Origin of the sequence: Streptomyces cavernicola, from assembly GCF_029968035.1 — a bacterium.
GTDB lineage: Bacteria > Actinomycetota > Actinomycetes > Streptomycetales > Streptomycetaceae > Streptomyces > Streptomyces cavernicola.
Window position 1 is genome coordinate 333,443 of the sequence record NZ_JASCIQ010000002.1, and the last position, 11,636, is coordinate 345,078.

Here is an 11,636-nt window from a genome sequence, read left to right on the forward strand (position 1 = left end):
TCCCATCTCACAGTCCCACCTCTCCACCCTGGACCTTCACTTTGAACTCCCTTGCCTCGATCACCCCGGCAGCCGTACCCGCCAGCCGCACCCGCCGCGCCGGCATCACCCTGCTCCCGCGCGTCCTCGGCCGCCTAGGACGCGGCTCTCGGCAACGCTCCGATGCCCGACCGGCGCACACACGTGCTGAGGGCCGTCGCGTGTCCCGCAGCGAACGCATCATCCTCGTCATCGGACTGGCGGCTGTCGTCCTTATGGCCTTCCGCGTCTCGTGGAACGCGCTGTCCGACGTGGCCCGCGCCATCGGAGCCGACGCCACGGCCGCCCTGCTCTACCCGATCGTGGTCGATGGGCTGATGGCCCTCGCGCTCGTTGCCACGCTCGTACTGACTGGTGCTGACCGGAAGTTCGCGCTGCGGGTCCTGGCGGCCTACACGATCGCCAGCCTCCTCCTGAACTACGTGCACGGCCTCGTCCCCGCGCTGCACACCACGTCGATCCGGTGGGGCCGACTGACCGACTGGGACCCCGCCAACTGGGCCCTGGTGCTCCTGGCGACCTCGCTCCCGGTCGGGTCGATCTACTTCGGGTCGGACCTCGTGGCGAAGGTGCTGCATCACGAGCCCGAGCCGGCCCCCGAGCTCCTGACCGAGTCGGCTCCGGTGGAAGTCGCCGGGGTTCCCGCGACAGCGCCGACCGAGGCTGACGAGTCCGCCGCTGACCGACCGGCCCGGTCGACCGCCCTGGCGGAGTCGCCCGGAGTCAGCCCGCGTCGGGCGACCGGTCGGGTCCCCTCTACCGCGAAGCCGACCGCCGACCGACCCCGCACCGACGCCGAAGTCCTCGACGAGGCCCGTCGCCTGACCGCCGACTGGAACGGCGCCCAGCTGACCGCCGAGCGCCTGCGCAGCGCGCTACGAGTCGGACAGCGCCGAGCCCGCGCCCTACGCGACCAACTCCAGGCCGAGCGGATCGGCAAGGCCGAGTCCGCCGAGTACGACGGCTCCGAGGTCGAGCCTCAGGACGGCCCTGACGAAGACGCACCGCAGCAGCGAGAACCCGGCGCAGCCCTCGCCAACTCCGCCTGACCCCCCGAAAGCACGCCGGCCTCCCTGCGAAGCAACCGGCACCAGCACTCCACGGAGAACCGATCCATGCGCGACCCTCAGGGCGAACTCCCCACAGACCAGCCGGGGATGACCACCGGCCTCAACAGCCGAGCAAGTTGGAGGTTCGGACACTCCCCCGTTGGGGGTGCGTCCGAACCCTGCCCCGCCCCAGGGGTGGCGGAGCCCGTCCGGCGCCAGGGGGCACCGGACGGAGACGCTGCGACCGAGGGCGGATCGCAGCTCAGCACGGCCGGTCGCAAGCACCGGGCGAGGGGCAAGGCGCGTGCGCGCGACAAGCAGCAGCGCCCCGCCGTCAGCGTGCGCCTGAACGACCACGAGCGTGACCTGATCCAGGCCGGCGCCGACGAGGTCGGAATGAGCCTGGCGGGGTTCCTCGCCCACTCCGCGCTCGGCGCCGCCCGCGACCGCTCCCGTACCGCGGTCGTCATAGCCAGCGAACGCGACGTGCTCACCGAGCTGTTCGGTGCGCGACGGCAGCTCGGCTGGGCGGGCAGCAACCTCAACCAAGCCGCCAAGGCCCTGAACTCCGGAGGCGACGTGCCTCATCTCCAGGAGGTGTTCGCGGACGTCCAGCGCACCGCCATCGCGGTGCAGAAGGCCGCCGACCGAGTCGCCAACCCGGACGAAGGACGGTCCAGTTGATTCCCCGCATCCACAAGCAGGGCAGCAAGACCCTGGGGCTGGTCCGCTACCTCTACGGCAAGGGCACCCACGAGGAGCACGTCGACCCGCACCTCGTCGCCTCGTTCGACGGCATGGCCCCTGACCCCGGCCGCGATCCGTCGGCGACGAAGGAAGAGCTCCAGCAGCTCCTCGAACAGCCGCTCGCGCTGCTCAGCGCCGACCGGCGTCCGGAGAAGCACGTATGGCACTGCTCCGTGCGCGCCGCCCCGGACGACCCGGTGCTCAGCGACGAGCAGTGGGGCGACATCGCTCGCCGCATGGTCGCGGCCACGGGCATCGACCCCGGCGACGGCGCCGGCTGCCGCTGGGCGGCCGTCCGGCACGCCGACGACCACATCCACATCATCGCCACCCTCGTCCGCGAGGACGGCCGCCGCCCGAACCACCACCGCTCCGGCCAACGCGCCCAGGCCGAGGCCCGCCTCATCGAAGCCGATTACGGCCTTCACCGCGTCGCCCCCGGTGACGGCACCGCCGCCAAGCGCACGACCAGCGCCGAACGCCACAAAGCCGAGCGCCAGGGCCGCGACCGCGCCGCCCGCGAGGAACTGCGCGAGAGCGTCCGCCGCGCGGTAGCCGGTACCGCCTCCACGGACGAGTTCCTCGACCGGCTCCGGGACGCGGGCCTCCTCGTACGTACCAAGGTGCTGCCCTCCGGCGACCTGAAGGGCTACACGGTCGCCCTGCCCGGCGACCGCAACAAGAACAAGGAACCCGTCTTCTACGCGGGCTCAACCCTCGCGCCCGACCTGTCCCTGCCCCGGATCCAGGAGCGCTTCGCTCTCGACGCAGACCCGCTGAGGGCCAACGCCACTTCAGGGTCTCCGACTTCAGCTCCTGCCACCGCCCGGCGCTCCACGTCCCACGCCGCCTGGCAGACCCTGCTCGCCCTCGACCACAGCACCGACGACGGGGCCGCAGCCGCGCAGATCGCCGCCACCGGAGAAGTGCTCGATGCGCTCGCCAAGACGTCCGCGCTCAACACCCGCCAAGAACTGCGGCAGGCAGCCGGGGAGTTCGAGCGTGCCTCCCGCTCCCACACCCGAGCCGAATTCCACCACGCCCAGGGATTGCGCCGGGCTGCCCGCGACCTGGTCCGCAGCGGGCCCGCGCTCGGCCGGGGGGAGGACGGAGCCGGTACGGCGATGGTGCTGGACATGCTGGTCTTCCTCACCATGGCCGCCGCGCACTGGCACGCACAACGCCACCACGCCCAGCAGGCCGAAGCCGCGCACCGAGCCGCCGAACACCTACGCGCCGCCTACCAGCAGGCGGCCGGTGAACCCTTCACCGTCCTGCGCGAACGCGGTCGCCGCATGGCTCCATCCCTGTACCGCCACTACGCACGCACCTTGCACGCCGCCCTGCCCGAGCTCGCCGACAGGATCGTTACCGAGCGGGGCTGGGACGCCTTGGCCATCACCATCGCCGACGCCGAACGCGCCGGCCACAACCCCCGCACTCTGCTCACCGAGGCGGCTACCCGCCGTGAACTCGACACCGCCGACTCCATCAGCGATGTCCTCGTCTGGCGCCTGCGCCGCAGCGCGGGCCTGCCCGCCTATGCACCGGCCTCCACTGCCCCAAGGATCAACCGAGCCAACGAACAGTCCGCAGAGGTACGGCGGATGCCCACCCCACCATCAACGAATCGCGCCATCCGCCGCTGACAGCGCACCCGGCTCGGAGACTTCAACTCCCGTTGTCAGTGCCTGATGTCAGGCTGGTCGCCACAGCCCGACCGGACCCGGAGGACAGAGAGCATGACTGCACCCGACCTCGGCCCACTGGACATCACCCGCCGCAGCGCCGGTGAGTCGATACGCGCAAACGGCGAAACCGTAGGAACGCTGGGCGAGTTCTGGAGGTGGTCCTGCTCCGACCTGGCCAACAACACCATGCGCGGAATCCTGGCCGAGTACTTCGTGGCGACGGCCCTGGGCGCGGAGACCGGCACCCGTACAGAATGGGACACCGTCGACATCCGTACGCCTGAGGGATGGCGCGTCGAGGTGAAGTCGGCCGCGTACCTGCAGTCATGGGGGCAGGAGCGGCTCTCGGAGATCTCGTTCTCCATCGCGCCGGCCTCCGGCTGGGACAACCAGACCGGCAAGTCCTCGGCCGAAGTGCTCCGGCGCTCCGACGTGTACGTGTTCTGCCTGCTGCACCACCAGCGCAAGCAGACCCTCGACCCCCTGGACCTCGACCAGTGGACCTTCTACGTCCTGCCCACCCGCGTCCTCGACGAGCAGCGCCCGAGCCAGAAGACCATCAGGCTGTCCAGCCTCAAGCGCTTCGACCCGGCGGAGACCGACTTCACCGGCCTTCAGAAAACGATCGCCGCGTGTGTCGAAGGCACCCCGTAGCCTTGCCGAGGCTCTGGGCATCACCACCGTGCTCGCGACCAGCGAAGCGGCCACGGTCGCTGAGCTGGAGGGGCTCCTCGGCGCGACGTCAGTCCAGTCCGCCGGTCTCCTCGATGTGCGCGACAAACAGCGAGACCAACTGTTCCTGCGTCGCATCAGGAACAAGCGCGTCAGGGAGGTCCTCTTCCAGCCCCCACTCCGTGTTGAACGTCAGCACCGCGCCGTCCGGGATGATGTTCTCGCGCAGCCAGAGGGCGAATTCGGCGGCGAGCGGGGCAGTGCAATCCGTGAGGGCAACGCCTTCCGAATCCAGCTTCGCCATCCCTTCCAGGTCTTCGTCGTCCAGGGTGATGCCGAAGTGCATGGTCGCGCCGCCATCCAGCGGGCCGTCGCCGGACTCCTCGACGCGGATGAACTCGTCGGGATCGCGCTCGCGGAGCTTCCGCTCCAGGACGTCGAAGAACAGCCCCCACGTCTCGCCCTCGGCAGGCCCAAAGACGTACATGGTGCGGAGCTCGGCGATCTGGTCAGCCTCCATGGTTCCTCCCTCGGAATGCCCTGGTCAGGGCACGTAGCGTGCGTAGCCCTTGACACCGTAGGCGGCCATCATGATGCGCCAGTAGGCGACCGAGTCCTGGTTGTTGGTGACGGTCTCCACGCCGCGCATTTCGGTGTTCCTGGGGTCGTTGAGGGCAGCGGCGTACTTGGCCAGCTCCTTGCGGTCCTTGTCGTACAGGAAGTCCTTCTTGCCGGACTGGTGGTTCGCGCGGAGTTCGTCCAGTGACCGGTAGCACTTCTTCTGCGGGTTGTTGACGTACTTCGCCTCGATGGCCATGCCGTCGCGGTTACGGAAGCCGTCCACCATCAAAGTGCTGTTCTTGCTGATGCCTGGCGGGATGGGTACCTCGTACTCCGGGTATCCAGCCACACGTTTCTGATACGCGATCTCTGCGGGCTTGCCGCCCGAAACGTCCCCGGCGCGTAGCGAGTTGAGCCACATCCCGAAGTTCTGCTGCTGCGGACTGGTGAGCGTCGGGAAGCGTGGGTCCTGCGGCGTGGGTGGAGGGATGGGCTGAACACGAGGACCTACCGGTGGGCGATATGCCGCCGGGATCATGACGGGCACGCGGACGAGCGGTGCGAGGAAGCCCGGCAGGTTCGGGAAGAGCCCGCCTCCGTCCGGCTGGGGCATCTTCACTCGCGACTGTGCTGTGTCCAACGCGGGTGGGATGTGACCGAGACGGTTGATGCGCGTGTCGCTCGCGAGGAGCTCGTGCAGGCCGCCGTCGGGGCCGTCTCCGCCGAACATGGGGCGTTCCCAGATCGGTTGGATCTCCCCTGTGATCGGGTTCGATTCTTCGGGGAGTCGCTGGAGTGCCGTCTCGATGTGGTCCGCGTACGCCTCGCACGCGTTGGCCAGCATCTTGCAGGCGGTGGGCAGGTTGGCCATGAGGGTCTCGTCCTCGCTGACCTGGGTGGGAGGCGGATTCTTTCCGACGAACTTCCGGAAGAAGTTCTCGGCCGCGTCCGCGGTCTCTCCGGCTTGGTCGAGGGTGGCCTTGGTCCAGGCGGCTTCTGAGTCCCAGTAGGCGTCGTTGAGGATGATGGACGCCGCTCGCCAGCTTCCTGCCACGTCCCGGAGCTTGTCGCGTTGGCCGTGGAAGCGACTGTTGAGCAGGTGCTGATCGGTCCAGCTGGTCTCGCCGACGACCTCGGGGAGGTCTTCCGCCTGATGGCTTGAGCGCGGCGAGCAGTCATGGCGCGGCTGGTAGCCGATGTCGGGTTCAGCCGCGTTCGCTTCCAGGAGCTCTTTCGCGATCTTGCTCTCGGTCTTCAGGAAGTTCTCGGCGGACGTCAGGAGCGCACCGGCGCCGTTGGCCATGACCTGATGGGCATGCCCAGCGCCGTCGAAGACAGCCTTGACCGCAGGCTTGTACACAGCGGCAAACGCGCGTCCTGCTTCATCGTCGCCCGCCATGCCGCCCTTGCCGTGGAGCTCATCGAACAGCAGGCTCAGCATGTTGAAGACCAAGTCCCGCAGATCCACCATGGTCTGCGAGGCATTGACGAACCTTTCGGCCTGGTGCCGGATGTTCACCGTTCCCCCTACACGTGCCGGTCAAGCAGCCGAAACACCCTACGCGTTTGCGGAATCGAAGGAAGAGCCGTGCTCGTGGGCTGGCCGAAACCAGCCCACGAGTTCCGCCTACAGATCCAGGTCGAGGCCCTGGCGTCGGCGGCTATCGCTGACTAGGCGACGGCGCCGTGTGGGAGGGCGTAGGGCGGTCGTGAGACGGCGCAGCAGTGCTGTCGTGGTCGGTGACCAGCCATCCGCCGACCACCAGGCCGAGTATGAGCATGACCACGTGGCGGTTCTTCTTCCACCACGTCGGTGGGGCCGGCTTGGCTATGACCTACTCCACGGGTGGAGGCTTGGGCACGACAGATCTCCCTCCTGATCCCTGGTCCAGGATCGGCAATCGGCATGGTGGTGGCACGGTCCGGGAACGAGCAGAGACGCGGGGGTACAGGGTGTGGTGCACAGGCGGGCGGCTTCACATCTGGCCGGAGCCGCGACAGCGCAGCACGAAGGTCAGGTGGGCGACCGGCATCGGCGCGGTCCTTAACGGCGATCCGTCCTGATCTCCAGGTTTCAGTGTGGAACGGGTGGCCTATCAGAGCCACGGAATTACCGTCGGGCCTGGCCTGAATCAGGCGCTACCGCTACTGCGATGCCGCGATGCCGGTCAGCCAGACCGGCCCTCTCACGTCGGTCCGTCAGGCGAAGAGCAAGGTGGGCTCGGCGAGGATGTCCCTGTTCTTCTCGCTCTTGTAGATCAGGTCGATGCTGCCGAATCGGGCCTCGGTGTAGTCGAGGCCGAGTTCTGCCACGGCCTTGCGGACGGCTTCCTCGGAGCCCGCCTCGATCTCCAGGAAGGTGGGGAGGTCGGGCCAGGTGTCGAAGTCGTACGTGACGCCCCCGAGTTGCCACTCCTCGCGGTAGTTCTGCTGGTACCGCACCTGGCGCAGGCCGAGGGCCCCAAGGAGTTCCGCGGTGCGTACGAGGTCGCTGACCTCGATCTCGATTTCAGTGGTGCCGTTGATGTGTGTGGCGTCGCTCACCTGCTTGAGGGTCAGTGTCGTCTTGCCACCCTCGTCTCGAAGGCGGAGCCACTGCTCGCCCTGGACGGCATCGTTCTCGAAGATGAGACGGGTGAACATGGTCTTGTCGAAGGCCCGCTGCGCTCCGGCTGCCCGCAGCTGCTCGCGGTCGGCGTCGACGTCGATCGCCAGGAACTTCGCTTCGTATTCGTGCTGAGCCAACGCTCTCTCGCTCTCGGTGAGTTGTCGGTCAAGGTCAAGGTCAAGGTCAAGCGGTCAAGTCGTGCAGGTCCTGCTCACGCATCTTGCGGATTTCGGCGCACATTTCGCTGGCCACGAACTCTTCCACGGGCAGGCAGAGGTCCATGCGCTGTATGCAGACACCAACGTGGAACGTGCCGTGCGGGTCGCGGTACAACCGGACTCCGTAGTAGCCCTCTTGGCAGTCGGTGCTGTTGTTGAAGCGGCAGCCCGTGCAGGTCTCGGGTAACCGCAAGGGACGTATGTGCTTGACGAGTAAGGGCCGGCCGTTGGGAAGCCGGTAGGCGATACGGAATCCAGAGGTGCCCGCGATCAGCCGTATCGCTTCCGGTTGGGCGTCGAGCTCCTTCAGGAGCTGGTCGACCGCGTCCAGGGAGGCGTCTCCGTCAGCCAGCGAGGTCAGGACTCTTACGGACAGCCGCGGGGAGTACTTCTCAAGGAGTCGGTGGACCCGGCGGACGTGGGTGTGGTCGGGGATGACGATGTTCGCTCGTGCTCCGGTGCCGAGGGCCAGAGCCAGGCGGATCGACTCGTCCAGGGCTGTGATCTTTCGCGCGGCGCGCTGCCGGGAGCGGTAGGGAGTGCCCTGGACCTGAGCGAGTTCCTCGGTCGTCGTGCCGAAGATCGAGAAGTTGATGTGGTCGAGGCCGCCCCGTACGCACTCCGGCAGGGCTCGCGCTCCGTTCTCGCCGTTCGAGGTGATGCTGGCTTTGTAACCAGCGTCCTTCGCCAGCGAGATGATCTGCGGCAGCCGAGGGTGCAGCGTCGGCTCCCCGCCGGTGAGGTGCACCTCGTCGAAGCCCAGGGCGTCGCGGAGCTGCGCGAGGGCCGCCCGGAACGCCTCGTCGGGCATGACGGGCGCACTGACGAACCGGGCCCCGTTCGTGCCGAGGTAGATGGAGACACGCCCCGAGCGACCGGCGGATGAGAAGGGGGCGGACCGGCGGCCGTGGTTGTCCGCACTCACCGGAGTGCCCTCGTTGTGGCAGAAGGTGCAGGTCATGCTGCAGGAATCGATGACCTTCACGCGTAGGGTCCGGTCCATCGAGACGCGTACGGGGACATCACTGTCGATCTGTTGCAGGGCGCGGTGCTGGAACATGAGCCGCTACTCCTTCAAGACGGGAGTGGTTCATGGCACGGAGATGGGAGGAGGCCGTCGGTCCGGACGGCCGACTCGTCAGGAAACGGGAGGGGGCACGTCCGGCGTGGTGGCCACAGACCGCGCGTCGGCGACGCGTCCGACGTCGTCCTGGACCAGGTAGCCGAGACCGCCCACGGCGATCAGTGATCCGAGAGCCCAGATGGTGCTGAGCACCGTTCCGAGCACATCTCGCTCAGGGCTTGGGGCGGGGGCCAAGGCCCCTAAGCTCTGTCGGCCTCGGCGGGCGTACAGATGAAGGGTCATGGCGTACCCGCGATCTCTGTTCCGAGCGGGACCATGGCGTATTGCACAGCGACACGGAGGGCGTCGACCTCGGTGAGCAGCTCACCGTCCTCCGGCGGGATGCGCCAGTGCGGTCCCGGGCCTTGAACGCGGTGCGTGGGCGGAACGACGAGGTAGTGGGTCAGACCGAGCGACCGCGTGCCGGGGACATCCCACGAGGCTGCGCTGCCGGTCGACACGAACCAGTACAGCGCAGGCTCGTCCTGGACGACGGCGCCGCTGGATGAACCGAGCAGCGTCAGTACCCGCTGGCCGGCGCTGTGCGGGACGCGCACCGCGTCCCAGGTAACGCCGACAGCTTGGATCTTGTGGCCGCAGACGGTGTCCGTCGAGAGCGTCTGCGGGTTCTCGCGTGATCGCGACATGACGTACGGGCTCCTAGCCGGTCAGAGGGCTGGAATGAGGAGCTGTCATCGTCGCGACCACGAAGGTCCCCTTCGAGGGCTTACAGAGGCCACCCAAAGGACCTCAACAGGACTTCTACATAAGCCTCTTGGTGATTCCTGGGCTCAACTGGGACCTTGCATGGGACCCTCAAGCCAGAGCCCGTTTGCTTCACGGAGGTCCGCCCATGCCCCGGCCCATAGGCAACACCCGCCTCAAAGCTGCTCGCGTAGCGGCGGGGTACAACTCGCAACAGGCCCTGGCCGACGCCATCACCGCGACAGCACCCCAACTGGGTGTGCGTGGACTGGCAGTTGGTGTACGTCAGGTACGCCGCTGGGAGTCCGCCAACCCTCCGTGGCCCCAACCCGACGTCCGCCGGGTTCTCACCCACCTGTTGGGCCAGGACGCCGAAGAGCTCGGCTTCACGGCCCCTTGGTCCACAGGTCAGGCTCCCAACGAGCCCGGCCGGTCGGGCTCACTCAGCGCGCCGGTGCCCCGCGCTCACCGCACGACAGTCCCCGCCCAAACCGTGGCGATCACTCAACCGGCAACGGTAAGCGCCGATTTCGAGGCGGTGACCCGGTCGCACCGGCATCTGTACTGGTCTGTCGCCCCGGCCACGCTCCACCCCGCCGTCCTCGAACACTCCCGGCTGGGCTGTGCCCTCCTCCCCGAGCTGGCCCCGGCAGTACGACCGCGTCTCGCAGCAGCCCTCGCCGAGACCTACCTACTGGCCGGACGTATCGAGTTCTTCGACCTGCGCGATCCCGACCAGGCAGGCGACACCCTGCTCCGCGCACTACAGGCAGCAGGAGAGGCGGACGATCCCCTCATGGGTGCCGCCGTGCTCGCCCATACCGCGTTCATTCCCGGCTGGTCCGGAGATCGAGAGGCGGCGGTGGAGCGCATGGTCGCAGCCCGCACCTACGCCCGACGAGGCCCTGCATCCGGAGAATTCTGGGCGTGGCTCGACGCCGTCGAAGCCGAATGCGAGACCCGCTGCGGCAACACCCGCATCGCCCTGCACCTCATCGGCCACGCCGAAGACGTCCTCGCAGCCGACTCCGAATACAGCAACCCGGCATGGATGGACTGGTTCAGCCCGATCCGCTTGGCTGCCTTCAAAGGCAACACGCAACTGGAGGCCGGCCACTTCCCCCAGGCCCGGGAAACCCTCCAGCAAGTCCTCGAAGACCTGCCCCCCGAGTCCGACAAGCAACGCACCGTTGTCCTCGGCGACCTCGCCGCCGTCGAAGTTGCCGACGGCAACCCGCAACAGGCATGCGCCTATGCCGAACAAGCCCTCAACCAGCTCGCCATCACCTGGTACGCGACCGGAATGGATCGTGTACGCGCGGTCCGGCGCACGCTCGCCCCGTGGCAGAACGAGCAGTGCGTACGGGACCTCGACGACCGGCTCTACGACTGGGGCACCACGGTCAGCGCTCTCCAGCGTTGAACTTCGCGACGCGCTCCGGGAGTTCGGACAACGAGTCGATCCGCATCGTCGTGATCGCGTCCGCATCCGGGTCGTGCTGCTGGATGGTTCCCCAGGGGCCGCGCCGGATCAGCGCCGTGAGGAGACCGGCCTGCACGGCCGGGCGGATGTCGTTGTCGAGCCGGTCGCCCACGTACAGGATCTCGCCCGGCTCGGCCGGCGTCGCCTCGATGACCTTCTCGAAGAACGTCACGTCCGGCTTCGACGCACCCCAGTCGTCGCTGGTCGCGATCAGGTCGGAAGGCAGATCGAGGCCGCGGAGGAGGCCACCGGCGCGGACAGTCTGATTCCCCGCGATCCCCACCCAGAGCCCGGCCTCCCGCAACGCCGTCAGCGCCGGGCGCACGTCCGCGTACAGGTCGTCCTCGCCGAACCACTCGGGCTTTCCGGCCTCGGCCCGCTTCTCCCGCTCCTCGGTCAGGTCGAATCCCGGCCGGAACTCCTGGAACGTCTCGCGGTAGTCCCGCCCCTGCGCGATGACCGCCCCGAACATGGCCGCGAAGGTGTGCCGCGGCACCCCCAGCCAGTCCGCCCAGGTCCCGTATTCACGGGTCTCGTCCACCAGGCACTCACCGACGTCGAACACCACTGCGCGAATCATGGGCGGAAGCGTAGAACACGGGTCTGAACACGCACATCCGTGCCCTCTCAACGCATGCGCCCGAAGTGCCAGGGTGACTGCGTGACTCTGGTCAACGGTGAGGTTGCGTCCAGGTTTGAGTCGGTGCGCGAGGTGTTCACGACCATCGACCAGCACGCCG

The 11,636-nt window shown here is 68.0% G+C and carries 12 protein-coding genes; 5 read left to right on the forward strand and 7 right to left on the reverse strand.

The genetic code is table 11. The annotated features are described in order from the left end of the window. Positions 1-200: 200 nt before the first annotated feature. The 4 genes from QIS96_RS03310 (at position 201) to QIS96_RS03325 (ending at position 4,180) form a co-directional block, all read left to right on the forward strand. Complete coding sequence (locus QIS96_RS03310; RefSeq protein WP_282540783.1) at positions 201-1,088, forward strand: DUF2637 domain-containing protein; 888 nt, start codon at positions 201-203, stop codon at positions 1,086-1,088. A gap of 195 nt (positions 1,089-1,283) precedes the next feature. Further along, positions 1,284-1,772 carry a plasmid mobilization protein gene (locus QIS96_RS03315; protein WP_282540784.1) on the forward strand — a complete coding sequence of 163 codons (489 nt, stop codon included), beginning with the start codon at positions 1,284-1,286 and terminating at the stop codon, positions 1,770-1,772. Further along, the gene (locus tag QIS96_RS03320) at positions 1,769-3,484 is read left to right on the forward strand and encodes a relaxase/mobilization nuclease domain-containing protein (protein WP_282540785.1); all 1,716 of its coding nucleotides are present in this window, start codon (positions 1,769-1,771) and stop codon (positions 3,482-3,484) included. The genes QIS96_RS03315 and QIS96_RS03320 overlap by 4 nt, the downstream gene beginning before the upstream one ends. Positions 3,485-3,577: 93 nt before the next feature. Further along, complete coding sequence (locus QIS96_RS03325; RefSeq protein ID WP_282540786.1) at positions 3,578-4,180, forward strand: hypothetical protein; 603 nt, start codon at positions 3,578-3,580, stop codon at positions 4,178-4,180. Positions 4,181-4,268: 88 nt separating this feature from the next. On the opposite strand, the gene QIS96_RS03330 is transcribed toward QIS96_RS03325, so the two are convergent. The 6 genes from QIS96_RS03330 to QIS96_RS03355 form a co-directional block, all read right to left on the reverse strand. Further along, positions 4,269-4,718, reverse strand: coding sequence for a hypothetical protein (locus QIS96_RS03330; RefSeq protein WP_282540787.1), 450 nt, complete (start codon positions 4,716-4,718; stop codon positions 4,269-4,271). 24 nt (positions 4,719-4,742) lie between these two features. Beyond that, the gene (locus QIS96_RS03335; protein ID WP_282540788.1) at positions 4,743-6,278 is read right to left on the reverse strand and encodes a restriction endonuclease fold toxin-2 domain-containing protein; all 1,536 of its coding nucleotides are present in this window, start codon (positions 6,276-6,278) and stop codon (positions 4,743-4,745) included. A gap of 680 nt (positions 6,279-6,958) precedes the next feature. Next, positions 6,959-7,504 (reverse strand): class IV adenylate cyclase, encoded by a 546-nt coding sequence (locus QIS96_RS03340; protein ID WP_282540789.1) that lies wholly within the window; start codon positions 7,502-7,504, stop codon positions 6,959-6,961. A gap of 46 nt (positions 7,505-7,550) precedes the next feature. Next, positions 7,551-8,645 (reverse strand): radical SAM protein, encoded by a 1,095-nt coding sequence (locus QIS96_RS03345; protein WP_282540790.1) that lies wholly within the window; start codon positions 8,643-8,645, stop codon positions 7,551-7,553. 78 nt (positions 8,646-8,723) lie between these two features. Then, a complete protein-coding gene (locus QIS96_RS03350; RefSeq protein ID WP_282540791.1) occupies positions 8,724-8,861 on the reverse strand; it encodes a hypothetical protein in 138 nt (45 codons plus the stop codon). Between the two features lie 86 nt (positions 8,862-8,947). After that, positions 8,948-9,355, reverse strand: a complete 408-nt coding sequence (locus QIS96_RS03355; RefSeq protein ID WP_282540792.1) for a hypothetical protein — start codon at positions 9,353-9,355, stop codon at positions 8,948-8,950. A gap of 206 nt (positions 9,356-9,561) precedes the next feature. Here QIS96_RS03355 and QIS96_RS03360 point away from each other — a divergent pair, with 206 nt between their 5' ends. After that, complete coding sequence (locus QIS96_RS03360; RefSeq protein WP_282540793.1) at positions 9,562-10,836, forward strand: transcriptional regulator; 1,275 nt, start codon at positions 9,562-9,564, stop codon at positions 10,834-10,836. Here the strand turns inward: QIS96_RS03360 and QIS96_RS03365 are convergent. Next, positions 10,817-11,476, reverse strand: a complete 660-nt coding sequence (locus QIS96_RS03365; protein WP_282540794.1) for an HAD family hydrolase — start codon at positions 11,474-11,476, stop codon at positions 10,817-10,819. The genes QIS96_RS03360 and QIS96_RS03365 overlap by 20 nt on opposite strands. Between the last annotated feature and the right edge of the window lie 160 nt (positions 11,477-11,636).

Coding starts and splice junctions, on each gene's coding strand:
- QIS96_RS03360 (WP_282540793.1), top strand. CDS start 9,562: ATGCCCCGGCCCATAGGCAACACCCGCCTCAAAGCTGCTCGCGTAGCG.
- QIS96_RS03330 (WP_282540787.1), bottom strand. CDS start 4,718: ATGGAGGCTGACCAGATCGCCGAGCTCCGCACCATGTACGTCTTTGGG.
- QIS96_RS03345 (WP_282540790.1), bottom strand. CDS start 8,645: ATGTTCCAGCACCGCGCCCTGCAACAGATCGACAGTGATGTCCCCGTA.
- QIS96_RS03355 (WP_282540792.1), bottom strand. CDS start 9,355: ATGTCGCGATCACGCGAGAACCCGCAGACGCTCTCGACGGACACCGTC.
- QIS96_RS03365 (WP_282540794.1), bottom strand. CDS start 11,476: ATGATTCGCGCAGTGGTGTTCGACGTCGGTGAGTGCCTGGTGGACGAG.
- QIS96_RS03325 (WP_282540786.1), top strand. CDS start 3,578: ATGACTGCACCCGACCTCGGCCCACTGGACATCACCCGCCGCAGCGCC.